This is a genomic window from Armatimonadota bacterium (assembly GCA_036504095.1).
In the GTDB taxonomy this organism is placed as follows: Bacteria; Armatimonadota; DTGP01; order JAKQQT01; family JAKQQT01; genus DASXUL01.
Map to the genome: position 1 here is coordinate 23641 of DASXVS010000032.1, position 26602 is coordinate 50242.

General features: G+C 63.3%; 13 protein-coding genes. 4 read left to right on the forward strand and 9 right to left on the reverse strand.

Going from position 1 to position 26602, the window contains the following annotated elements; genetic code table 11:
* Positions 1–62: 62 nt before the first annotated feature.
* Positions 63–2474, forward strand: a complete 2412-nt coding sequence (locus VGM51_06610; protein ID HEY3412712.1) for a glycoside hydrolase family 76 protein — start codon at positions 63–65, stop codon at positions 2472–2474.
* Between the two features lie 158 nt (positions 2475–2632).
* Positions 2633–3748 (forward strand): S53 family peptidase, encoded by a 1116-nt coding sequence (locus tag VGM51_06615; protein ID HEY3412713.1) that lies wholly within the window; start codon positions 2633–2635, stop codon positions 3746–3748.
* Between the two features lie 73 nt (positions 3749–3821).
* Here the strand turns inward: VGM51_06615 and VGM51_06620 are convergent, their stop codons facing one another.
* The 9 genes from VGM51_06620 to VGM51_06660 all read right to left on the reverse strand — a co-directional run bounded on the left by VGM51_06620 (position 3822) and on the right by VGM51_06660 (position 19582).
* On the reverse strand, positions 3822–5006 hold the full coding sequence (locus VGM51_06620) for a glycosyltransferase (GenBank protein HEY3412714.1): 1185 nt from the start codon (positions 5004–5006) through the stop codon (positions 3822–3824).
* Entirely contained in the window at positions 5003–6145 is a 1143-nt protein-coding gene (locus tag VGM51_06625) for a hypothetical protein (protein HEY3412715.1), read from the reverse strand. Before VGM51_06625 ends, VGM51_06620 begins: the two co-directional genes overlap by 4 nt.
* The gene (locus VGM51_06630) at positions 6142–7281 is read right to left on the reverse strand and encodes a hypothetical protein (protein HEY3412716.1); all 1140 of its coding nucleotides are present in this window, start codon (positions 7279–7281) and stop codon (positions 6142–6144) included. Before VGM51_06630 ends, VGM51_06625 begins: the two co-directional genes overlap by 4 nt.
* 79 nt (positions 7282–7360) lie before the next feature.
* Complete coding sequence (locus VGM51_06635; GenBank protein HEY3412717.1) at positions 7361–8083, reverse strand: prepilin-type N-terminal cleavage/methylation domain-containing protein; 723 nt, start codon at positions 8081–8083, stop codon at positions 7361–7363.
* Between the two features lie 150 nt (positions 8084–8233).
* Positions 8234–10486, reverse strand: coding sequence for a hypothetical protein (locus VGM51_06640; GenBank protein HEY3412718.1), 2253 nt, complete (start codon positions 10484–10486; stop codon positions 8234–8236).
* Between the two features lie 34 nt (positions 10487–10520).
* The gene (locus tag VGM51_06645) at positions 10521–11693 is read right to left on the reverse strand and encodes a DegT/DnrJ/EryC1/StrS family aminotransferase (protein ID HEY3412719.1); all 1173 of its coding nucleotides are present in this window, start codon (positions 11691–11693) and stop codon (positions 10521–10523) included.
* 48 nt (positions 11694–11741) lie between these two features.
* Entirely contained in the window at positions 11742–14231 is a 2490-nt protein-coding gene (locus VGM51_06650; protein HEY3412720.1) for a glycosyltransferase, read from the reverse strand.
* A 213-nt stretch (positions 14232–14444) separates the two neighbouring features.
* Positions 14445–16232 carry an ABC transporter ATP-binding protein gene (locus VGM51_06655; GenBank protein ID HEY3412721.1) on the reverse strand — a complete coding sequence of 596 codons (1788 nt, stop codon included), beginning with the start codon at positions 16230–16232 and terminating at the stop codon, positions 14445–14447.
* Positions 16233–16468: 236 nt separating this feature from the next.
* Positions 16469–19582, reverse strand: a complete 3114-nt coding sequence (locus VGM51_06660; protein HEY3412722.1) for a tail fiber domain-containing protein — start codon at positions 19580–19582, stop codon at positions 16469–16471.
* 560 nt (positions 19583–20142) lie between these two features.
* On the opposite strand from VGM51_06660, the gene VGM51_06665 reads away from it, so the two are divergent.
* Together VGM51_06665 and VGM51_06670 are read left to right on the forward strand one after the other, a co-directional pair.
* Complete coding sequence (locus tag VGM51_06665; protein HEY3412723.1) at positions 20143–23106, forward strand: hypothetical protein; 2964 nt, start codon at positions 20143–20145, stop codon at positions 23104–23106.
* Positions 23107–23141: 35 nt separating this feature from the next.
* On the forward strand, positions 23142–26540 hold the full coding sequence (locus tag VGM51_06670; protein HEY3412724.1) for a right-handed parallel beta-helix repeat-containing protein: 3399 nt from the start codon (positions 23142–23144) through the stop codon (positions 26538–26540).
* Positions 26541–26602: the final 62 nt, after the last annotated feature.

Sequence of the window (26602 nt, forward strand, 5' to 3'; positions counted from 1 at the left end):
TGCCAAGGCCGGAATGAGTCCGGCGCCTGAGCATGCGGACCCCTCATCAAACTGGAGCCCTAATGAAAGCACCCTCAAGGCGCCGTCCCGGCCGGATCGCGGCCGGCCTTCCGTTGCTGGCCGCAGTGTTCTTCCTCGTGTCCGTTCGGGCGCAGGCGCAGGTGGCTTATGCATCGCGCTTCGCGACCGGCGCCGGGCCGGAATGGTCCAGCCCTAGAACGGAAAAAGCGCCGAACGGCTCCACCACATACCTGGGCCGGTTCAGCAACGAATCCGTGCGCCTCTCCCTGTCATCGCTTCCCGCGCATACCTACGCCGCCGTCACGTTCGACGCATACGCCATACAGAACTGGGACGGCAACGGCGCATTGAACGGCCCGGATATGTTCACGGTCCAGGTAGCGGACGGCCTTACGCTCCTCCAGACGAGCTTCAGCAACACGGCAACGCATCAATCCTATCCCGAGGTCTGCCCCTACAGCGATTACGCACCGCGGACGGGCTACTCCTGGGCCAACAGCCTGGGCTTCGCCTCGCCGGGTGACACGGCCTATCGGATCACGCGGACCTTTCCGCACCGAGGCGACAGCCTGGCGCTGGATTTCGCCGTTCAGGGCTTGTCCGGGACCGCGAGTTGGGCGCTCGGAAACGTACGGGTAACCCTCTACTCCACCGACCCGGGAAGCACGCTCAGCAACGGGGATTTCGAGCTTCCGGCAGTAAGCTCCTCCGGCACGTACAGCCCGCCCTCCACCCTGTCCGGATGGGCGGTGGCCTCCGGAACCGTCACCTTGCGGAAGGCGTGGCAGACCGTGAGCGGGGAGCAGTGCATCGACCTCTCCGGCGCCATCCAGCAGGATATCCCGGTATCTCCCAACCAGCAGTACGACCTGCGGTTCAGCCTCTCCGGCAATCCGCTCACCACGCCGGCGGTGAAACAGGTGCAGGTGCTATGGGGGACGGCTGTTCTCGACACCCTCTCCTTTGATACCACGGGCCATACCATGCAGAGCCTTGGGTGGCAGCCACACCAATACCTCGTCGTTGCCCCGGCGTCCGGGAGCACCGTCAGGCTGACGTTCCAGCCCGTCACGGCGGGGACCAGCGGGCCAATGCTGGATGGAGTCTCGGTGAGTCCCGTCACGCCGGGTGACGTGAACGATGACGGCGTGACGGATATTCAGGATACCGTCGCCACTGCGAGGCTGCTCACGGGTCTCAACGGGTCCGACCCGCTTGCGCGCACGCGGGCGGACGTCTACCCGTACACAGGCACGGCCGGCCATCAGCACGGCGATGGCGCGCTCTCCTTCTCCGACGTGTTGACATCGCTCAGGCTGGCGAGCGGCGGAGTGGGCTATCTGGACGTCGCCCAGGCAGCCGTGAATGACCTTTACACGCATTTCTGGGTAGGAACCGCCGCAACGGGTCACGTATTGCCCACTTGGGGCGGGCAGTACAACACCAGTTTCCCGAACGGGAGCATGTGGGAACACGCCCAGATGCTCCGGACACTGATGGACCTTTACCGGGTCGCGCCGGATCCGGTGCTGCTGCAGAGGATCACCAGCGACTGGTCGTGGGTGTTGGGCAAATTCAGCGCGGCCACCCTCACCAGCGTTGGCGCCGGCACGAACATGAACTGGTCGGACGACGCCGGGTGGTCCATGCTCATGTACCTGGATGTCTACCGCGCCAACCACAACGCCGCCGCGCTTACCGACGCGCAGAATCTGTTCAACAACTGTTACGCGCGGTGGGCGGACAGCACGTACGGGGGAGGCTTGTGGTACACCGACGAGCACCTCCAGAAATCGGTCTACCAGATCGCCCAGATCCTGGCCGGGCTGCGTCTGTACGACATCACAGGCACGACGTCCTACAAGGATAAAGCCGTGTTGCTCTACAACTGGGTCGCCTCCCACCTCGAGCGGGGAACCGGCCTCTATTACGTTGATTACAACGTGAACGGACCCGCCAGGAACAACGCGCCGCCCAGACAGGCCAGCAGCGACACGATGCTGGCGGGAAACATGGCGATGGCGGTAGCGGCTGCCCGCCTGTACCGCGCCACGAATGACGTAACGTACCTGAACAAGGCCATCCTCACCGCCAATGCCATTCTGGCGGTCGAGAACGACGGCGGCGGCCTGCTGATGAACGACCGGGACGCCAACGTGGAAGGGTTTTACATGGCGGACTGGGTCGCGGAAGTGCTCACGCTGCCGGGTATCGGGCCGGAACACGCCGACGCCCTACGCCGTACCGCCTCATCGATCTACACGGCGGCCCGCACGCCGGACGGCTATTACAGCGGCAACTGGAGCGGCCCCGCGCAGGGCCCGCTCGCCGTATGGGGCTCGGGAACCAGCTTCATACCGCAGCAGATCGTCATCAGCTCCAACTCGGTGCACGTCATCGTCGGAGCGGCCGGCATCGGCGTCCTCCGTCCCGAGCCGGCAAGAGCGTTCTAGGCATCGGCGCGCTTCGGTTCCCGGCCATCAGTAGGGCCATAATCCGGCCTATTCACCCGTTGCGTCCGCAGGCTGTTGTCTGATAACATCGAAACACATACGATCCGCAAGCTGATTACCGGCTTCGGAATCCGCGCCATGCGCAAAGGAGCACATGCATGTTATCACTCTCCAGGGTTCAACGAATCCTCCTCGCAGCGTCCGCGGGTCTTTCCGCGACAGTGGTCTTTGCCGCGCCTCCCGCGGGGTGGGAGGCCCATCCGCCGCATCACGTGAAATCGAACGCCACTTCCGGTCCCACGGGGTTCACTCCTCTCCAGATCTGGACCGCGTACGGGATCAAAGGAGACGGAAAGGGCCAGACGATTGCCATCGTAGACGCCTACGACGACCCCAGCGCTCTCAGTGACGTCAATGTATTCAGCACGACGTTCAGCAGCCCCCTTCCACAGTTCAACGTCGGCGGGCCTACTTTCACAAAGGCCACCCCGCAAGGCAAACCGCGAACCGATTCCGGATGGGCGCTCGAAATCTCGCTCGACGTTCAGTGGGCGCATGCGATAGCGCCCCAGGCCAATATCCTTCTGGTGGAGGCCAAGTCGGCCAGTTTCGCGAACCTGCTCTCCGCGTGTGACTATGCCGTCGCACACGGCGCCGGAGTCGTATCCTGCAGTTGGGGCGGTGGCGAGTTCAGCAGCGAAACGCAGTACGACTCTCATTTCAACAGGACCGGCGTCAGCTTTACGGTTTCATCCGGTGACAGCGGAGCAGGGGCGCAGTACCCCGCGGCCTCCCCGTACGTTGTTGCGGTGGGCGGAACCACGCTGATCACACAGTCGGGCGGTACATACGTCAGCGAATCGGGTTGGAGCGGCAGCGGCGGCGGGACCAGCGCATATGAAGCGGTCCCGTCGTTCCAGTCATCGCTCCGGTACGGGCGCCGGAGCATCCCGGACGTGGCCTTGGTGGCGGACCCGAACACGGGTGTCTCGGTTTACGACACCACGGGTTACAACGGGCAGAAGGGCTGGTTCACCGTAGGAGGCACGAGCGCCGGCGCGCCGATGTGGGCCGGCATCATCGCCATCGCCAATTCCCAGCGCGCCAGCACGCTCAACGGCGTCAACACGGCCTTGTACAGTCTGAGTGGCACCGACTTCCACGATATCACATCCGGCAGCAACGGCCTGCCCACCGGCGCCGGCTACGACCAGGTGACCGGCATCGGCAGCCCGAAGGCGGATCTCCTTATCCCGCACCTCGCGGCCTACTGAATCCGTGAGGATGGACAGGGCCGCCGGAACCTCTTCCGGCGGCCCTGACTCCATTGTGCCGAAACCGCGCACTCTATCGGCTGATGGTTGACAGCTCCCGCTCAAGCCGGCGAACAAGAATGCCCCAGTCGTAGCGCTCCTCCACCAACGCGCGCGCGGAGCGTGCCAGAGAGGCGGCCAGCGCGTCGTCGCGCAGTATCTGCAAGATGCTCTCCGCGAAGTCGGATGAGGTATCGGCGATGAGAAGGTGCTCCCTGTCGCGGGTTTCGAGCCCCTCGGCGCCCAGCGACGTGGATACGACGGGGCGCCCCGCCGCCATCGCTTCCAGAATCTTCAGGCGTGTGCCGCCGCCCGATAGCAGCGGGACGATGCAGACGCGCGCCGCGTCGAAGTACGGCTGCACTTTCGGCACCAGACCCGTAACGGTGACGGGGCCGCCGTGATGGGCGGTAACCGCCTCCGAAGGCGCCTGCCCCACGATGGCCAGCGTGGCATCCGGGTTGCCGGCGCGTACCAGAGGCCAGACGTCGTTCAGAAAGTACAGGATGCCTTCCTCGTTTGGCTGATAGTTCATCGTGCCCGTGAAGAGGATGCGAGGCAACTGGGGGATCGGAACGGGATCGTAAGCGCCGGTATCCACACCGTTGTCTATGTTGACGACGTTGGGATGGGCGAACAGGCGGATGACTTCCTCGCGCTCTTTGGAGGAGACGGGAAAGACGGCGGCGCAACGTTCGAACACGCTCCGTTCATAGGCCAGCATCTTTTCCCATTGGATCCGGTCGGCTTCCTCGCCCGATCGCTCCCACGCGCGTTGCTGCACCAGCGTTTCCAGGTTCCAGAGGTCCACGGCCGCCGCCACGTTGAGGCCGGCCGGCAGGAATTGGCCCATCATCGAGGTGATCACATAGACCGCATCGTACCGCGCCGTAGAAAGGGCTTCGTCCATCCGCGCCTGCATCTCCTCCGATTCGAAGTAGGCCGGCAGAAGCGGCAGATCGGATGCGCGCTCCACGTCCTCAGGGTCAGCCCCTTCATACAGCGCGGCGTACACCGGTGGCATGGTCCATAGCACAGGCGTAATTCCGGCCCACTGCCGCACATCCTTCAGAAGTTTCCGCTCTGAAGGATCGTGAAGAAAGCAGAGGATGTCGAGCGTGTGCCGTTCGGCCAGGCCGCGGAGCAGATGGTAGGCGCGGAGTTTGCCGCCCCCCACGGGCGGATAGGGAAGCTCCGGGGCCAGGACGAGGATCCTCATTCGATTCCGGCCTTGTCGAGAAGCCGGCGAAGCACGAGGTCGTGCCGCAAATGTTCTGTCGCGACGGCTTTGGCGGCGGACGCGTGGTGGCGAAGGTCGCTCGCGCAACGGGCCAGCGCATCGACGGCGGAGGCAGCGTCGGAGAACTGGAAGAGTCCGTCGCCGGTCGGAAGGTGATCGGCAAAACCCGTATCCTGCAAGACGACGGGCCGCCCGCTGGCGAGGTATGCCGCGCTGCGGTCGCTGAACCAGCCGCTCCGCGTTTTGACGTACGCTTCCTTGGCGACGGAGAACTCCCCGCGCGAGCCGGCGATGTACTCCCCATAGGAATCGAGCGATCGGCTTGCGGCAACGGCGTCCGTGACGGCCCATCCGTTGTCGCGCAGCGTCTTCTGCACATTCTCCGGCGCGTTGATGGCAACCTCCAGAGATTGCCATGTGCGCCGCGGCAGGTCGATGACCCGCCGGAACTCGACGTCCTTTTGCCCGTATTCCACGCCGTCCAGGGTGACGTTGGCGTAGCTGGTCCAGTTCATCAGCGTCGTCCAGCGTTCTCCGGGCGGGGCCTGATTCTCCCAGAGGTCGAGGACGATGGGCTGGCGAGTTGGGACCCAGTCCATCCCGCATGTGGGGAGGAGGCACCCGGGCTTTCCGATGCTCTCGCCATAAGTGGCATGTACGGTATAGCGGTCCATGACGGCCCTCAGATCGGAGTCGCCGCCCGCGAGGCCGATCTGCGGGAACGCGGGGTCTTCGTCAATGTAAACGCGGACCGGGCATTTCTCGAACTCGGGGAGCCACGTGACGTCGGACAGGCTGATGAGCGGCGCTTCGGGGGCAAGGCGGGCTATCGTGTCGCGGGGCGCGCCGGAAACGCTGCCGTGAACGTCCACGAAGGTCCAGCGTCCATCCAGCCCGTGGCGCCTGAAGAGGCCGGCGATGATGTCCGCACCGGTGGCGGGATCGTCACCCGAAACACCTTGCCGGGGATCGAAGCAGGCGTTCTCCCAACCGGCGTTCTCGACGAAGAACACGTCGTAACCCATGCGCGCCAGTCCCAGGACGTACTGAAGATGCGCGGCGATCTGCCCGCCCAAAGGGTAGCGGATCATATACCCGGCCACGAAAATCGGTTTCACGCCATGCACCGTTCCAGCATCGGCGGCAGGACGACCGAAGCGCTCAGGTATTCTTCCGCGATCTCCCGCGCGCGGCGACAGTGGAATGCGTAATCGCCGTTGATCGCCTCGATGCCCGCCAGGCATTCCTCCATCGTTCGGAAGGCGACGAAACCTTCCGTCGCCGGGATATTCTCGCTAAAACCCGTGTCCTGGCTGAGGACCGGCTTCCCGGCGGCGAGATAGTTGGCATCCCGTTCGCTGACCCACCCGCTCCACGTCTTGGCGTAGGCGTTCTTCGCGACGCTCCATTCCCCGCGCGATTGCGCGATGTACTCCTGGAACGTGGGGATGTCGCGCGTCACGTCACGGGGGTCTGTCACGATCCAGCCGTGTTCGCGCAGCAGGGCCTGCACATCCTCAAAAGCGGCAATGGCCAGTTCCAGCGGCTGCGACGTGCGGCGCGGCAGGTCCAGGAAACGGCGCAGTTCTATGTCCTTCTGGCCGTAGGTCTCACCATTGTACTCGGTCGGCTCGTAGGCGCTCCAGTTCGTCACCGTCGTCAGAGTCGTGGCATCGGGGCGGTGATCCGGCGTCCAGAGCGGAAGGTACACGGGCTGACGGCATGGCTGCCACGCAAAATGATCGCCGGGCACCGAGCAGTTCGGCCGCCCGATGTTCTCGGCGTATGTGAGATAGACGTTGTGGGCGCCGATGAAGTCGATGGTGTCCGCGTCGCCTTTCGCCACGGCGATCTGCTGAAAGCCGGGGTCGGTATCCACGAAGGCGCGTCGAGGTATCTGCATGTGCTCTTCGCGCAGTACGGTGGCGCCCGAGAGGTTCAGCCAGAGGTCCGCGGTGCGGTACAGCTCATCCACGGCCGGTTTCGGCAAACCGAAGAATCCGTGCTCGTAGTCCATGTAGGCCCAACGGTCACCCAATCCCACGGACTCCATGGCCTTTGCGAGATAGGGCAGGCTGTACGAGTAGTCGATGTCTACATTCTGGGTCACGGGGTTGTACGGAGGCGTGCCGTTGTCCTCCACATAGAACACGTCGTGGCCAAGATCTCGAAGGCCCAGCACGTACTGCAGATAGCACAATGTGACGCCTGCGACGGGGTATTGTCCGATGATGCCGGTAACGAGGATACGCATGGTAGGTTAAGGGTGCTGTCAGGCTGGCGCGAAAAGGTGCGAGGCGGGCCGTGCGCCGGGTTGGCCCGCCTTTGCGCTGCTACTCCGGGAGGTTCGCCCCGGGGTCGGTATTGTTCGAGATGACGCCCAGCGGGTCGTGCTTGTTTCCGCAGTATGCCACAGGCCAGTAGCCGTGGGAGTCCACATTGGGGAAACGGTATGCGAAGGGCCCGCTATCCGTTTTGGACCAGGCGACGTGTCCATCGGTGTAGGCGAAGTTCTTTCCCTCGCCATGCGGGTACGTTTTCAGATTGTCGTCCTCCGCCCACATTTGTGAGAAAAACTCGGCGGTGGAGTCGTTCCAGTCGAAAACGAGTTGTGCGCCCTTCTCGAACAAGAGGACAGTGTCCGCCGGGCGCTTGAGTTCGGTAACGGCGAGGCCGGACACATTGCGCGGAAAGGCATACCCCCGGATCGTTCCGCCTATCGGAATCTGCAGCCGTGCCGAGTTCGCGGGGCAGTCGAACGCTTTCACGCTCTTCACCTGGGCGAAAATGGCAGCGTCCCAGGTGGTTTCGGAATCCTGAAACCACCACCTGGGAAGGTGCGAGTCGTTGTCATCGGCATACGCGGTCATCGCATCGGTTAGCTGGTGCAGATTGGAGACACACGTCGTGGCGTACGCCCTTCGCTTCACAAGCGCAAAGACCGGGAACAGGATGGCGGCCAGAACGGCGATAATGGCGATGACCACCAGCAGTTCCAGCAGCGTGAAGCCCGGCCCGGCCAGTCGGCTCTTGCGGCAGTAGTAGTCCAACCTCATCTTGCTTCCTCGTTAGTTATCGCGGGTCGGTCACTCGCCCGCGGAATGTCCGGCTCAACCATGTCTACCATGGATGAATCCGCATCCATCAGGTGTATCAATATCACTTATGCGAGACTCTGCAGCCGGCGCATCTGTTCCACATGAGCCTCATGGCAGCGAGTCCAAACCGTGCACCGCGCGCAGAACGCGCAAGGCGTCAAGGATGCTGATGCTGCCATCTCCATACCCGGAAGGAGACGACGAAGGCTTGGGCGCCATATCTCCGGCCGCGATCATCAGTCCGTTCGCCGGTGTAAGACCCGCGGCGGCTGCCAGGAGCGCCGCGACATCGTGAATGGTGACGGCGCCGTCACCGTCCACGTCGCCCGGCAGGTAAACCGTTACGCTGCGGGACGCCTGAGCCGTGTTTCCGGCCTTATCCACGGCGGTCAGCCGAAGGGTATACACGCCCGGCGACAGCAGGGACGTGTTCCACGCGCCAAGCGAACCGCTGGAGACCGGCGAGGACAGCGTGGAAATCGTCGTGTAACTTGAAGGACTCGCTCCGGCCCCCGATTCCAGCGTGGCGTGATCGAAATGCGCGTCAGAGACCGTCCCGGTCACTGCGACGTTCCCCATCACGAAGGCGCCGACCGCGGGCGCAGCAATATTGACTGTGGGAGGCGTGTTATCGATCACCAGCGCGCTCGATGCGCCGGTGCTGGTGAGGCCAACGCCGTTGGTTGCCCTCACGGCAACGTAGTAGCTGCCCTCGGCAAGCCCGGCCGTGGACAGCGAGGTGGACGTTGCCGTCCCCATCGCCGTGAACGCTTTCACGTCTGTCGCGCCGGACGTTGTGCCAACCCCGTATTCATACCCGCTTATCCCGGACTCCGGGTCGGTGGATGACCACGAGATGGTGACGGACGACGCATTGTTCGCGTAGCCCGCGGAGAGCGTTACGATCGGCGTTGTCGGCGGAGTTGTGTCAGGACCGCCGGAGGCGTCGGCTATCCGCTGCGCATAGACCTGTCCGGCGCTGATATCGTGCCAATCTTCCCAAGCTACGATCGCTCCGCCGGCCCCGTCGGTCACCACACAAGGAGACTGTTCGTAGTACACCGATGCGGCTACCGGAGAGCCGTTGTCAGGCCACAACATTCCGCCTGTGCCGGTGAAATGCTGCACGTAGACGTCGGGGCTGTTCGTCCGGCTGTCCTGCCAGCCGGTAATGACCCCGGCGGCCCCATCGGACGCCGCCGACGGCGCTGTCTGGTCACCAATCGCATTGCAAATGGGCTTTCCGGTCCAGGACACGGCGCCCGCTGAGGACACCTTCGCGCCCAACACATCTACACCGTTGCCGGCGGCCAGGTATTCCAGTTCGGCGCTGCCGTCGCCGTTCGGGATCAGTATCGGTTCGTACTCGTCGAACGTTTCTGTCGCCACGCCGAGGCCGTTCGCCCCCCATTGAGGGGCCAGCGAAGCGTTCATTCGCTGGGCATAAACGTCGGCGTTCGTTGTCCCGTTGCGGTAGTCGTACCACGCGAAAAGGTATCCGCCCTGTCCATCCGGCTTCAGGTCGTTAAGCACCTGGTCGCCGGCCGCGTTGCACACAATCACGTGGGAACCGGCAGACCCCGTGGCCGACACCTCGGCCGCTTTCACGTCGGCCACGTTGGTGGTCCCGTTATCGGTCCAGCCGACGATGGCGCCGCCGCCAGCCTGGCTGACGATCAGAGGGCCGAAGTGTACTCCGGCCGCTTTCATCACGGCCACGCCCTCCGGCGTCCAGCTCATCGAGCCGTCGGCAAGGACGCGCTGAGCGTAGATGTCCTCTTCGGTGATCGGCCCCAGGGAAGACCGGAAATCCTCCCAGGCGACGATGGCGCCGTGCGCCCCGTCGGTGCAGATGACCGGGTGTTGCTGGATGTTGAGCGCAGAACAGACCGGCACGCCGTTCGCTATCCACTGAGGGCTGCCGTCCGACAGAATGCGCTGGGCGTAGATATTGGTGTCTGTGGCCCCCGCCCGGGAATCCGCCCACGCGACGATGATCCCGCCCGCGCCGTCACTCGCCGCGGTCGGACTGTCCTGTTCGCCATCGGCTGCGCACACTGCCACGCCGGACGCGCCCCACAACGGATTGCCGTTTTTGTCCAGATGCTGCGCCCTGATGTCGCCGCCCGTCCAACCTATGCTCGGAGTATAGTGCGCATACTCCGTCCACACCAGGAACACACCGCTCGCCCCGTCCGGTAGTGCCTTGATGCCGCCCTGGTAGAGCCCGGGAGATGGCGCGGCAATGACGCCGCCGGCCGTCCACAGGGATTGGAAGTCAGCGAGTGCGCCGGATGCCAACCCGGCCAGCAGAGAGGCGGCGGCCAATCCCTGCAACAAACTCGAAATCGTCGCCTTCATGTGTCTTGCATCCCACTTTTGTGCTTGCGATTGGTCAGCTCAGCACGGCGATGCGCACGGCCGACACCACGTCCTCCACGTCTCCCTCCGTCAGTTTCGCTGAAAGCGGCAGCGACAGCGTGCGGTCCGAGATCATCCGAGACACGGGGAAATCCTCCGGCCGGAAGCCGAACCGCTCCTGGTAGTACGGATGTAGGTGTAACCCTATATAATGAATGCCCGTTCCGATGTTCATCTCGTGAAGCCGCTCCTGGAACTCATCGCGCGTGAAATCCACTTCATCGAGCTTCAATAGAACCTGGAAGAGGTGGCGGGCGTGGGTAGTGTCCGGGTCTTCCGGGGCCGGCAGGTCCAGAGGCAGGTCCGCGAAAGCCTCCTTGTAACGGGCCCAGATCTCCCGGCGACGCACCGCCCAGTCATCCACTTTCCGCAGCTGGTGAATGCCGATGGCGGCCTGGAGGTCCATCATGTTGTACTTGAAGCCGGGCGCCACGACCTGGTAGTGCTTGTAGCCCGAGTCGCTGTAACGCTGCCATGCGCCCCGGCTCAAGCCGTGCAGGCCCCAAATCTCGAGGTCCCTTGCCCAATCCTCGCGATCGGTGGTGACCATGCCGCCTTCGCCGGTCGTCACGTTCTTGGTGGCGTAGAAACTGAAGCAGCCCATGTCGCCGATCGTCCCGCATTTGCGACCGTGATACACGCTTTCGATAGCGTGCGCGCAGTCCTCGATCACCCTGAGTCCGTGTTTGCGGGCGATGGCCATGATCGCATCCATGTTGCAGGGGCGGCCGGCAAAGTGGACCGGCACGATGGCTTTGGTCCTCTCCGTCACAGCGGCGTCGACGGCAGCCGGATTGATGTTTGAGGACGGCCATTCCACGTCCACGAATACAGGCGTGGCGCCGGTATGGACGACGGCGTTGGCGGTGGCGGCGAACGTCATATCAGGCACGATGACCTCGTCCCCCGGCCCCACCCCCGCCACCAGCATGGAGAGGTGCAGGCCCGCTGTGCAGCTGTTGAGCGCGTGGGAGTGCTGTGTTCCGACGTATTCGCGAAACATCCGCTCGAAGAGGGCGACCTTGGGACCGGTGCCGAGCCAGCACGAACGCAGGCTGTCCACTACCTCGTTGATCTCATCCTCTTCTATACGCGGGCTGCCGAAAATGAGGTAGTCTGCGCGCAACGGCCTTTGTGTTTCCATCATGATCCCGTGGTCTCCTCTGCACGTACTGTGACGCGAACCGATCCGCTCTCAGCCGGCGTTTCCCGCGGCGGCGCTCTCCGCCGGAACGGGATCCCCGCCGTAGCGAAGGGGCACCCAACCCATTTCGTGGGCGGCCTGGTCCTCCGCGTAGGCGATGAGGCGCCGGTAAAGCCGCGCCTGGCCCCACGCCATCAACACGAAGATACCCAGTATGCCGAGATTCACTCCAAGCGCGGCGGCCGGGTCGTCGATGTCGAAGGTGGTGACGGCAAGGATGGGGCCCAGCAGCAGCCAGAACCATGGAGTGAGCGCCAGGGTAACCCGGGTGCGCAGCACCGTCTGTTCGTGAACTGCGGTGTCTACATAGGCGGTGACAAACGCGAGGCGGCTGACCTTGAGGTCCCATCGTTCCCACCCGTCACCCGATGACGCGTCCAGATACATCTGCTGAAGATGGTAGGCGACCTTGTAGAGAAACGCGGGACGGTCGATCCAGGAAGCCCAATACCCATCCGACGGCGTGGCGGCTTTCTTGCGCCGTGCCTGCGTACGGAACCGGGTGCCCTTCAGCCGGCCGATGCTTCGGTAGACCGGCTGCAGCAGATGGAGCCGGAAAACGAGCCACCACTGATATGCCTTTTCCCGGTTGCCCCCGCGCTCGCGGCGGGCGCCGTCGGAGGCGGCCTGGGCTCCCACAAAAATCGTTCCTGCGAGGCCGCACACCGCCACCGAGGCAAACAACAACGCGACGTACGGAACCACCATGAAGACGCTCGCCGCCAACGCCGCGGCTGCAAGCACAACGGCATACCATTCGGGGGTCAACGCCAGCCCGGCCCAGTTGGTCCAGTGCGGATAATAGACTGACTGGAACATCGCCGCGCCGAATTCGCCGTAATGAACGCGCCGGCCCACTTTGAGGCGATGGAGCGGACCGTCGTAAAGGCTTCCCAGCCATTTGATGCCGCCAAGCGCGTTAAAGCGATCGGGGTGATTCTCGTGGAGCAATGCCTCGGCGAAGCCATAACCCCTTTGCTGGCCCAGGTATCGCTTCACGTTGGGCCGGCGATGGTGCCACACCATGGCGCCATGGTTAAAACCGATACGATAACCGGCGCTTAATACGCGCCAGCACATGTCGACGTCGTCGCCGGCCGTACGGTAAATGGTGTTGAAGCCGCCCAGAGACCGCAGCACGTCCGTCTTGAACGCCATGTTGCATCCGGGTACGTGCTCCGCTTCCTCATCGTCCATGAGGACATGGGTTGCGATGCCGGGGCAGCGGTCCACCGCACGCGCCACGGCATTGTCGTTCTCAGGCAGCAGGTTGGGGCCTCCCACCGCGCTCCAATCCCCCTCGGTGAAACTGGCGGCGAGATAGAAGAGCCAGTGCGGAGGCAGCACGCAGTCGGCATCGGTGTAGGCCACAATCTCGCCCGTCGCGGCGTCCATTCCCGCATTGCGCGCGAAGCTCAGGCCGCCGCGGCCAGGCTGCAGTAGCCGGATAGGCTCCGCGTAGGTTCCCGCGATCGATGCCGTCTGGTCTGTGGAGCCGTCGTCGATCACGAGCACCTCATAGTCCGGGTATTCCACGCGAGCGAATGAATCCAGGCACTCCGCGATCGTATCCGACGCATTGTAAGCGGCGATGACAACGGAGATGCGGGGGAGGCGCGGCAGCATCGCATACAGCGGCCCGGTGTACAACTGCTGTACCGTCGCGTACGCCGCCTTCGGCCGCCGGGCCTCGTCCACGATCCCGAATCTCCAGTCTTCGACCCTTCGATCGCCCACCACCCACTCGTCGGTCCAGCCGAACAGCGTTATGCCGCAAAGGCCCTTCTGGAACACGGCCTTCACCAGCCATTCGAGGGTCTCCGCCTGTTTCTCCTCGCTGGAGTGCATCGAGTCCAGGCCCGATTCGCCCAGGAGAATGGGTTTGTCACCGGCGAGCGACTGCAGTCGCGCCAGGTAACTGCGAAACTCCGGCTCGCGTTCCAGGTAGACGTTGAAGGTGATGACGTCGAGAAAGGAGAGATCCAGGTATTCAGCGGGCGGATAATTGGCGAAGGTGACGAGCGAGCCGGGATCCTCACGATGCACGAGGTCGGTCAATTCGCGAAGGAAGCCTTCTATAACCGTCTGCCCGTACCAGCGGATGATGTCCGGCGGCACTTCGTTGCCAATGCAGTACATCAGCACGGCGGGGTGATTACGGCACGCGCGGACCGCTGCGGTCACCTCGGCCTTTGCGGCGCTCCTGTCCGTCGCGCTGTCGTACATGAGTCGGCGCGCTTCCCAGAACGTGCCGACGATAACGTGCAGCCCGTGCTCGCGCGCGGCGTCCAGCAAATAGCGGGGGGGGACAGTGTAGGTGCGGATCGTGTTGACGCCGGCTTCGCGCATCAACCGGAAGTCCAGGTGAACCGTGGCCTCATCCGGGAAACGGTACCCGTCCTCCGATTCCGCGAAAGTGCCGTAGGTGACGCCCTTCACGAGGAACAGCCGGCCGTTGACCCGCAGGAACTTGCCCCACACTTCCGGTCGTGTGTCCTGGTTCGCGCGCCTGGTTGTTTCGTGAGATGGCAGCATCACTTGACGAAGCGTAATCAGATGAGTGCGGCGGGCGGCGCAGCGGATAGGCTGAATTGGAACACTATCAATTCTACCATCGGGACTCTGTCCGTGCCACTCGGTAGGTTGAACGATACATCCTGTACACGTTGGGATCGCGGCTCGGGGCGCCGGCGGTCATGCCGGAGGCTCGTCCGCCGAAGCGATGCTATGCCATTGGGCGAAAAGGCCGGACGCCGCGAGAAGGTCGTGCGGAGTGCCTTCCTCCACGATGCGGCCATCCTGCACCACGATGATGCGGTCGGCCTCCAACACGGTGCTCAGGCGGTGCGCCACGATGACGGTTGTCCGGCCGCGCATGAGTTCGCGCCACGCCGCCACGACCTCCCGCTCCGTGGTTACATCCAGCGCGGACGTTGGCTCGTCCAGTAGCAGCAACGGCGCGGCCTTCAGGAATGAGCGGGCGATGGCGATACGCTGACGCTGCCCGCCGCTGAGCCCCGCTCCACCTTCCCCAAGCACCGTCTGGTAGCCCTCCGGCGTGTCTGCGATGAACTGGTCCGCGCTCGCCATCTTCGCCGCCGCGATGACCTCAGGCAACGTGGCGCTCATCCGCCCGTACCGGATGTTCTCCTCTATCGTACCCGGTACGAGCAGGGTGTCCTGCGTTACCACGGCAATCGTCTCGCGCAGGGATGTCAGCGTGAGGTCGCGCAGATCCCGGCCGCCAAGGGAGACGCTTCCCTGCTCCGGGTCATAGAAGCGGAGCAGGAGGCTCAGGATGGTGCTCTTACCCGCGCCGGTCGGTCCGACGATGGCCACGGTCTCTCCCGGCGCCACCTGAAACGAGAGTCCATGGAGGACTTCGTCGCCGTCCGGGTAGGTGAAGTGCACATCGTCGAAAACGACCGTTCCGAGCGGCGGTCGCAACGTGGAGGCGTTCGGTTTCTCCACCACTTCGGGGACGCGTTCCAGGACTGCCCGCACCCGGCGGATGCCGGCCAGGGCGCTCTGCAGCCCACCCACCGTGGAACTGATGGTGTGCAGCGGTTCATAGACCGAGGCCAGGTAAGCGATGACGACGAGCAACTGACCGACCGTCATCCGCCCGTTCAGAACGCCGTAGCCGCCCACCGTAATGATCACCGCCGTCCCCGCCGTCAGTACGAGGTCCAGGGTAACTGTGAACAGCATCTCGCGCCGCGTGAGGGCGAGGCGTTCCTGCAGAGCCGTCTCTCCGCGCCCCTCGAACCGCTGCTGTTGTTCTCTCTCCCGTGCGAAGGCGACCACCAGCTTGATGGCGCTGAACGCCTCATGGATGGCGGAGTAAACATCAGATTCCTTTTCCCGCACGCGTTCGGAGTGGGCGGCCAGGTAGTGTGTGTTGTACCGTATGCAGAACAGGAGGAAAGGGATCACGCCCAGCGCGGCCAGGCTGGTGGAAGGGCTGATGCGAAACAGGACGGTGAACATGACCACAAGGGTGATGGACGCCGTGACAATCGGCATAATGCCTTCCGTAAGCAGGCTCGCGGGCGCATACGCATCCTCGCCCAGGGAGTACAGCGTGTCTCCAACGCTGTGCCGCTCGTGAAAGGCGAGCGAGAGCCGCTGAAACTGTTCGAACAGGCGCCGGCGCACGTCAAGGACAAGGCGCTGGTTCAGTTCCACCTGCCTGTAAACGGTGATTGTGTTCAATCCGCTCGTCACAAGGCGGATGAGCAGCGTCGCGAGCGCCACGGCAACGACCTGCGCGAACCGGCTTTGGCCAAGGGACCGAACGGACGCGGCGAGCCATGCCGGCCACGGGTGCCCGCCGAATACATTGTCCACGAGGAACTTCATCGGCCAGGGCACGAGCAAGCCCAATAACGACGACAGCACGAAGAGCGCCGTCAGTGTCAACAGCCTTACCCGGAATGGCCGCAGAAGCCCCATCATCCAGGTTGAGAGGGGTAACTGCATCTGAAATTACGCGACGCCTCGCCTCTACGGCGGATTGGCGTCTGAACCGACTTCATCATTTCATCTTAGACACCGTGCGGGCCGGCCGCGTTCACTCGCTGAGATGTGCCCCTCGCCCTTATGAACCTAGATCCATGTGACAATGGCGTCCGGAAACCACGGGTCAGGCCGCGTTCGTTTGTCGGCGGCGCCGTGACCGAAATCCGCATCAAGGGGCCGGTCACGGCGAGACGCTGCTAGAAGCTTGCTTCCATCCTGCCCTGAGCCTCCGGCCCGGCCGATTTCTCCAGCCGGCTCAGACGTTCTTCGAGACTCCCGTTCTGTGACTTCAGCGCCTCGATTTGCTTCTGCTGGTCCTTGATTGCCTCCACAAGGAGGGCATTCACGCGGCTGTAGTCCATTCCGGACACGCTGCCGTCACCGTTGGAGGCGACGACTTCCGGCAGGACCTTGCCCACCTCCTCGGCGATGAAGCCGATGTCGTGCGCGCCACCCTGCGCCGGCTTCCAGTCATAGTAAACACCCCGAAGCTTCTCCACCTTGGAAAGGGCATTGTCGATGGTGCGGACGTTGGTCTTCCATTTGGCTGATGAGTACGTGATCCAGCCGTTCGCCTGGCCCTTGCCGCTCTCATCGGAGATGTTCGGTAACTGAACACGGTAGTTCGGCCACGCGACGCCGAAGCCGGTGAAGCCGTTCCCGGGACGGACCACAACACTGGGATCGCTTGCGGTCGTGGATGTGGTCTGGTACGTTCGGAACCAGCAGTCCCAGCCAGCATTGTTACTCGACCGGCCTCCCGGGTAGGTGCTGGTGACGTTGGCCCTCCATCGGCCGCTGATATCCGGGTTGACGGAGATGGTATACACGTGTCCGGCCGCCATGGGGACCAGAGTGGCGAGCGGGTAGTATCTCCACTCCACGTCGCCCGCGCCGCCGATTGTCTGATCGCTCAGAATGGTCCCAACTGTGCCTTCGCCATCGTAGATGCGCAGGCTGGCGGTCCAATTCGACGATCCGTCGTTCGCGCCGAAGAAGATGGCAACTCCCGCGAGGTTGCCCGTGCTCCCGGTCGGCACCGCTGCGGTGAAGGACTGCCAAATGGCGCCGGTACCATAGATGTAGCTCGGCAGGAGTGCGTTGTTCTCCTGGTCGAGGGTTACTGGAGTGTGGTAGATGGCGAGCGGGTTAACGACGCCGTCACCTTCGATCTGAAGGCGAGCCGTCGGATTCGTCAGCCCGATCCCGACGTTTCCATTGCCCTTGAAGCGGACGTTCTCCGTCAGCGCGCTGCTTTGTCCGTAGCCGAACGCGATGTCCGTGCCGGCGGTCTGGGAGTATATCTGCAGCAGGCTGCCCTGGATACCCAAGCCGTAGTGGTCGCCCGTGTTGCCGTACAGGCTGATCTTGTCGCCCAGGGTGTTCGGGAAGTTCAGCGGAAATCCTGGCGAACTGGTACCGAGGCCGATGCTGCCGCTCGGGAGAACGGTGAGGCGGCCCGCGTTTGCCGTCTGATCGACGAAGTTCCAGGAACCGTTGCTGGCGGTGTAGATGCCGTAGTTGCGGCCTGTCGCTGCCGTGTTGGTGAACTGCATGCCGGATCCCCATCCCGCTCCGGACGATGTGAGCTTCAACGCCAGGTTGTTGGTGGCGGCCTTGTCGATCTCCAGTCCGGCATCGGGAGTCGTAGTGCCGATGCCGATGTTCGTCAAGAGGGCTGTGGCCGCTCCGGCGGTTACCTTGGCGAGCGATGCTGCGTCTGAAGCGAGTTGTGCGCTGCCCACCGCATTGGCGGCAAGGTCCGCAGCCGCGACCGTCCCGTCCGCTATCTTGCCTGTGGTCACCGCTGAATCAGCGATCCGGTCGGTGACAACCTTGCCGGCCCCGATGGTGGGGTTAGGATATGTTCCTGTCAGGTCGCCACCCGCGGTGGCTCCAATGCCAACGGCGGCCGTCGTCTGCGTTTTTCCGTCCGGGAACTTCACGCCACCGATTGTGGCCTCGACCACCCCAGCCACTGTTAGTTTGGACGACGGCGTCATCGTGCCGATGCCCACGTTGCCGGTATCGTCACGCACCAGCAGGGAGTGGCTCGGTGCCACACCGGCCGCCACGGTTACATAGGTTATGAAGTAGAAGTCAAAGTCGGAGGCAACGCCGTCATGATACGGTGTGCCGCGCGGATACGAGTTATCAGAAGACTTATTCGGTAGGACAAGCAGGCTGTCGATGGTAGTGACGTTGGAGATGTTCCACGTACAAACCTGGCCCAGTGTAACTGCGGGCGGGGTAGTGATCGGAAAGCTGAGATGGCCAAGGCTGTTTCCGGAGATGCGTTGTGAGGTGAGGAGGGTCCCACCCAGGCCCTCGCCATCATAGATCGAGAGCGTTGCCGACCAGGCTGACCAATCAGTGGTTCCCAGATAGAGTTCCAACCTTGTGAGTGTCCCTGACATCCCTACCGCGAAGGACTGGCCAAGTGACGCGAAGTTGGATGGAATCAGGTAGTTGCCGCTGACCGTCTTCTGGGCCTGATCCTCATATTCCCCGGCCGCCACGTTCGGGTGCGTCACGACGTCCAGCGGGTCCTTCGGATTTGGAGAGGCGATGCCGACGGCTGACGGCCTCACCGTCATCGTATCCACGCTGTTGGCAGCGAGCCTCAGGATGCCGTCTCCTCCCCAGTTGAGGCCGGTGTCGGTATCGCCGACGGCCAGCGAAATGGCCGGGGCGGAAACACCAATGCCGACTTTACCGGTCACGGCGGCCATTGCGCCACCGGAAACCTTGAGCAGGGAGGTTTCATCGGTAGCAAGGTCCGGATTCGGATACGTGCCGGTGAGGTCGCCGCCCGCTGCGCCACTTGGCGGCAGGGTGGTAGGGATAGTCGGCGCGCCGGTCACCTTGCTCCAGGCCATCCCAACGATCTTGGCGTCCGTCACCGCTCCGTCGGCGATCTTCGCCGTTGTTACGGCTCCGTCCGCGATGGTAAGGGCGTATGGGACGCTCGCCAGAGGCAGCCTGGGCGTCATCTCCGGATCGGCACCCATCGAGATACCTACCCAAAGCGGCTGGTTCAGTGGCACCGGAAGCGGGGTGATGGCGCCAAGCGTGGTTGAGACTATGCCATTGGAGGGAGCCAGTGTCTGTGTCTCGCTCCAGAGCGCGGTGCCGCCGGTCGTAACAGCGTACAGCGAGAAGGTGAAGGGTGCGGGCGTCGCCATCGGCTTGTCGGCAGAGGTCTTCACCTGTGCCTGGAAAGGAATCAGGCGCGGCACGTCGGCGCGCGCAAGGGACACGATACCGGGCAGGAGCGCAAATCCCGCCGCAAGCATGGGACGAAGTTTCATAGAGAACCTCCAGATCGCAATCAGGCGCGAGGAGGTCGTCCCTTTCGATGCCCAGAGTCGCTGGAGGACGGCATTCGCGAGGACTGAGACAGATTCTAGCCTGCCCGGCTGCTGGAGGCAAGGTTGGCGGGTCAGTCCCTCGTCAGAGGTCAAAGCGGATGTGAGTCGATGGGAATTACGCCCTTGGGAAAACTCTCTGAAGGCAACACAAAAATCGTGGCAACAAAGCGCTATAATCGGTGTTCCGACATAAGAGTAACCATTCTGGCTTATCATTTACGCGTCTCCGAACCCCAGTTTGTGGCCGGTGCACTCCTCTTTCGTCCTGAACCGCTGCCCTCATTCAGCCGGCCGTCGGTCCACTGCGCGTGCGCCGCCGCGTTCAACGCCAGGCGTACCCGGCGATTGCGGTACCCGTGCGATTGCGGGATCAGTTTCGTCGCGTGACAGTGGGGCAACCAGAGGACTTCAGTTCGCGCGCTGGAAGCGCTCAGCGGGGCATTCCCCTTTGAGCAGCCTGGTTCGCGACTGGTATCTATTCCAAGAAAGTGAGCTTCCGCATGAAGCACTCATACTTTGTGGCGGGTAAGGCCATGGCGGGCCTCATCGTCTCGATGGCCATCGCAACGCCAGGATTTTGCGACGGGTTCCTCAACTTCACCTCCAATCATTCCGTAAACGCCTACCCGAACGTTACGAACTCAACGCGGACCAACGGAACGGCATCCTCCAACGTGTGGGCGATCGCCTACATTGAGCCTCCGAACGATTTCAACAACGGCTACCAACTCTGGCTCAACTACATCACCAGCGGCGCAAGCGGCGCCTTTACGAGCTTCGACTCCAGGCAGGTGCTGGAAGGCTCCGATGCCAGCAATGTAGGCAACCCGGACAAGGCGCCGGCGATCCCCATCGCTCAGGGTGGCAGGATCGTCACGGACACCAACAGCGCGGCCACCCCGCCGATCACGTCGCAGCGGCAGACGCTCACGAAGAGCATATACGTCCTTTGGATGGAGAAGAACGGCACCGCATCGCAACTGGTGTGTGCGCTCGTGAACGACGGGGTGCAGGAGCACCAGGCCGGACCTAACCAGACCAATATCTCTGTCGTCCATACGCTCGTCACGGGCCTCGTGCAGGGAGCGACAACCTTTGGAGCGGCGGCCCTCCCGGACGGCACGGGTTTCGTCACCATCACCGTCAAGCCGGCCAAGTCGATCTTTACGGTGACGTACTTCAAGTGGAACTCCAGCGTGGACACGTATTCGCTGACACAGGCTTACCAGCAGGACTTCAGCCTCCCCGCCGGTCTGACGGCAGCGTACAACGGGAACATCGTCTGCGCGGTTACGCGAAACTACGACCGCATGGCGCGCTGGTATCCCTACCGGCTCACGCTGGCTCTGGATCCGTGCGTCACAGGGAATTACGTCCAGACGAGAGATTATCGCCTGAACGACAAAATGGTGGCGACATTCTATCCGCGGTATTTCCTCACCGTTGTGCCGAAGGACAACCAATGGCACTCGTTGGGCAATGCGGTGAACAACGGCAACAACGCGACGAACCTCATCCCATGCGTAGACGGACGGCTCTTGGCCGCGGTCGGCGAGGCCTCGGGAATGACCCTCTACGCGCGCACCGGGTTCGACACCGGCACACAGCAGGCGACCTGGCAGGGCGCGGGGCAGGGTGAACTCCTGTTCCCCTACACGGACAGCCTCCCGGCGTTCATATATCGGCCGATGTTTCCCGGCGTCCCGCCGGCGGAAAACACCGACGTGAAGTTTCCGGTTGTGCGGGACATGATCGTCAAGAACGACGTCGGCAAGTCCGGGGTGGACCCGACGTATCTGGTGGCATACGAGAAGAGCACCTCGGAACAAGCGCACCGCCTGCCGCTGTCTCCAACGGCAGGCTCGGTTGCGACCGTGCTTGGCATCGTGGATGGCCCGCCGCCCATACCCAACGAGAACTTCCTCGTTGCATCGCCCAGCGATCCCCGGCCGTGGGATTTCGCAAAATCCGACGTTGCCTTCAACTGGACGCGCACCGCGTCCGTCGCGACCGATTCCGAGTATACGTCCTCGCTGAGCGTGGGTGTGGAGGCCACGGCGGGCGCCGAAGTTGGGGGTTTCTCCGCCGATGTAGAGCTCAGCGGTGAAGTGGCGTGGACGCACGGCGACTCGTTCTCCCGGAAGACGGGCGACACCGTCGAGCAGTTCGCCAAGTTCGCCAATTCGACAACCACGGACGCCAACGGGCGTGTCATCGTTACCCCCCTTGGGTCGCTCTATTGCGCCTACCAGACCTTCCGGGGGTACTCATACGAGTTCCTGGATGCCGGAAGCAACCAGATTCCCGGCGCGCAGGTGTACACGCAGGTATGGCCCGACGGTCCGCCCACCATTCAGGTGCTGGACTACTGGATGAACCCCAACGGGCGCCAGCCCGGACACCTGGAGAGCTACATCGTGGACGCGGCGTCCCGCAATGCGCTCGTCGCGCAAAACACGGTGAACTTCTCCGGGGCGACCACGACCAGCGATCCGTCCGGCGGCGGTGGAAACCACCTGTATTTCGGGTACACCGACTCGAACACTGTTGGAGACACGTGGGACCATTTCGTATCGGACGAATCGAAGACATCGGAAGGCATCAAAATCGGTGAGGCGATCAAGGTGTCGGCGTCTTACGACTGGGACGTGGTCAAGGTAGGCGGGAGCGTCAGCGTAGCCCACGATTCGGAGACCACCCGATCCCGGACGACGTCGCAGGATACGAGCACCGGAATCGTTTCGGAGTGCGATGTAACCACAGACCGCGGCGTTCCCAACACCTACTACCACGAGTCATTCGAGACCTTTCTCCTGAAGGATGACAATCACTACCTTCAGGAACTCCTGAGCGACGATCCGAACGGCATCGGGCTGGTGACGCCAACATGGCCGCCGATCGGCTCCACGATGCGCCAGGACAACGAAGCGATCAAGGCGTCCCTGATCCGCACATCCGCGCCGTGGAAGGTGACCTACATCCTCTCGGACACGCCGCTGAAGACGCACAGCCTCCTCATTGGCACGGCAGCGCCCGCAGCCAGCGGCCTCGATGCGCCGCTGGTGGCGAAACTTCAGAAGTACGGTGTCACGACCACCGGCCTGGCCGATCTGCTCATCCAGAAGAAGGAGCAGATGATCGGCAGCGCCCCGCGGCTTATCACCAACCGGCCGTGGTACGAAGTGACCCGCGACGTGGAAGCGAAGGCCCAACGCCTGAACAGAAACATCCGTCGGTATTTCCCGGACTCCAGAGCCCTGAGTGCGGCTCTGAAGAGCCTGACCGTTGCCGATATCGCAGCGCTCCGACGGTACCAGGCAGCATCCGACGCGCGGGACCGGCAGGCATTCCTCAGCGCACACCCTGTCCGCTACCCGGCGTACACTCCGCCGAGCATTATGGCGAAGCCTGCTATCCGCAACACCGGAGCCAGGTTTACGGAAATACCGCCCGCCGGGCAGTGATCTGACACCCGCCGGTTGAAACGGAGACAAATCAGGTGAAACGAACTCATAAGAAACTAGGATATCTGGCAGCGTTGGCGGCGGCGTTGACGCTCGGTGGGGTCAGCCGTGCCGCTATTCGCGACATCCCCGGCAGCTACGCCAGCATCACGGATGCGGTGAATGCCGCCACGCCGGGCGACACGATCCGGTTTTCATCGCCGGGCACATTCCCCTCGATGACCGGAGGCATCACCAAGAACCTGGCCTTCGCCGGGCCCACGAACGGCCACGTGACTATCACGCCGCCGCTTGCCGGTGGCCGCGTATTCTCGATCGGCGCCGGCGTGACGGTGTCGTTTGACCACGTGACCATCGACGGGGGCGTGCTCACGTCAGGCACCGACCGCGGCGCAGGCATATTGAACGCCGGAAACACGACCCTCACAAACTGCACCGTCAGCCACAACAGCGCGGCGGCATCGGGGGGCGCCATCTACAACAGCGGCGGCGCCGCGCTTTCGATGACGAACTGCACCATCGCCGGCAATACCGTCACCGGTGGCGCCACCATCGGTGGCGCGGCTATCAGCAACGGCGGGACCGTTGTGCTCGAAAACTGCACGGTCGCGTACAATACCAGCAACGGCGTAGCGGGAGGCCTGGACAATCGGAACAGCAATTCGTTCACGATCCAGAACACGCTGGTGGCCGGCAACACGGGAGGGAGCAACCCGGACGCCGCGGGGCCTTTCGCATCGCAGGACTACAACCTGGTGGGCAACGGCACAGGCGTAACGTTCACCGGCGCGACATCGCACAATCAGGTCGGGACAAGCGCGGCCCCCATCGATCCCCGGCTGGGCCCGCTTCAAGACAACGGTGGCGCCACCTTCACCGTCGCGCTCCTGCCCGGCAGTCCGGCCATCGACGCCATTCCCGGCGCGGCGCCCGCCAATTTCCCGGCAATTGACCAGAGGGATTCCGCTCGCCCCGTGGATGGTGGCGACGGCGACAACATACCCGAGGGTGATATCGGCGCCTATGAGGCGGATGCGCCCGTTGCATTCTTCGTTGCCACGACCGGCAGCGACTCCAACACGGGCGTGACGGCGAACCAGCCGCTGCGCAACATCGTGACGGCGATCAACCGGTCCGCTCTATCGGGCGTTATCACCATCGCGCCGGGCACGTACACCGAAAACCTTGTGCTCCAAAAATCCGTGGCGCTGCAGGGAACGCCCGGCGCTGCATCCACCACCATCATCCAGAGCATCAACGACGCAACGCGAAGGACCACCCTGGTGGTCTTCCCTGTAACGACGGTCTACCTGTCCGACCTCACGATCACCAACGGCCTCGCTCCAAGTACGGGCATCGGGTCGGGCGGCGGGGTGTTCAACGAGGGAACTCTGACTCTGCATCGGTGCACCGTCACCGGGAATACCGCCGCATACTCCGGCGGCGGCATCGTCAACTACCTCAATGGCACGATGTACCTCTCGGACTCGACGGTGAGCGGCAATTTCGCCGACCAGGCGGCCGGAATCGAAAACGACGGTCTCATGGTAATGAGCGGCTGCACCGTGTCCGGAAACAATGCCAACACCGGAGCGGGCGGCGGCATCGGCAACACCGATATCCTCACGATGACCAACTGCACGCTGAGCGGCAACTCAGCGGGCCAGGGCGGCGGTATCTACGCTGCCACAGGGTCAATCTACCTGCGCAACGTCACCATCAGCGGCAACACCGCCACGGACGGGGGCGGCATCGCCAATGTATCATCAACCTCCTTCCCGGACTCCGGACTGCTGAGTGATAACAGCGTCATTGCCGCCAACACGGCAACCACAGGGCCGGATATCTCGGGAGAGTTCGTGAGCAACCTCGGCTACAATTTCATCGGCAGCCCCAAGGACGCGGTCATCACGTCCAAGCTGGTCGACCAGATCGGGACGGCGGCGATACCCCTCAAGCCCTATCTCGGGACCCTGGCGGACAATGGAGGGCCGACGCTCACAATCAACCCCCTGGTCGGCAGTCCGTTGATCGATACCGGCCCGTCGGGAGTTGCCGGCCCGGCGACGTTCCCGGATACGGATCAGAGAGGCGTGCCTCGGCCCATCGGTGCGAAGAGCGACATCGGGGCCGTTGAATATCAGCCGAGATTCATCGTCACCCGCACGGCCGATGACGCGTCCCCCGGATCGCTCCGCTGGGCGATCGCTCAGGCGAATGCGACTAACAACGCCGTGATCTCGTTCGCCATCGCGCCGATCGGCAGCGCCGGCGGGGTGAAGACGATTGTGCTCAGCGCAACATATGGCGGGCTGCCGGTGATCACCAGCAAGATATTCATCGACGGATGGAGCCAGGGCGGCGTAACGTATTCGGGCACGCCGCTGATCGAGATCAACGGGCAGAACATTCCGTCATCGTTCGGCCTCAACGTTCAGGGTGCCGGCTGCGTGATCCGGGGCCTGGCGATCAACCGGATGCTGAACGTTTCCGGCAATGCCTTCGGAATCGGCCTGTTTAACTCAGGCACGAACGCCTGGATCTATGGCTGCGCTCTGGGTACCGATCCGAGCGGGACCATCGCGCTCGGCAACGGCCAGGGCGGAATCTGGGCCGGCGCGGGCGGCGCGTTGATAGGCTCCAATATGGATGGCGTCAACGACGCCGCCGAAGCCAACATCATCTCGGGCAACGCGGTCGAGGGAATCCTGGTCACTTCGTCCGGCAACGTGATCGCCGGAAATTCCATTGGCACGGACATCACCGGCGCATCCCAACTTGGAAATGGGGTGGGGCTGGCGTATGGCGGCGTGCGGGTGGAGAGCGGCACGGGCAATCGGATCACGCAGAACTCAATCGCCTTCAACTACGGCCTCGGAATCGACCTCGGTGGCGACGGTGTCACCTTGAACGACCTCGGCGACGATGACGGAGGCGCCAACACCCTGCAGAACTTCCCCGTGATCACCGGCGCAAGCACCGTACTCGGCGCCACCACCATCACGGGAACTCTCAACAGCACTCCGGGCAGCACATTCACCGTTGAGCTGTTCCGCAGCGCTTCGAAAGATCCGTCCGGATACGGAGAAGGCCAGCACTATATCGCGACCACCAGTGTGACAACCGACACGTCCGGAAACGGTTCCTTCTCGGTGTCCGTGCCGGCGCTGGCGACCGGGCAGTGGGTCACAGGGACCGCGACGAACTCCGGCGCCAACACGTCGGAATTCAGCCTGGCCTTTGCCGTCCCCGGAACGTCGTTCACGCTTGTGGATGCGGTACGGGCTCTGCAACTGGCGGGTGGTCTGACCGCCTACGGCCCTTCAGACAGCCGCCTCAATACGGAGACCGGCGGCGCTTCGGCAGGCAAAGTGGATCTGCTTGATGCCAGCCGCATCGTCCGCAAACTGACAGGGCTCGAGCCCAACCCGTAAGGTTAGTGAGGCTTCAAGGGGGCGGCGACGATAGCGTCACCGCCCCCTTGCTCACGCTCGCG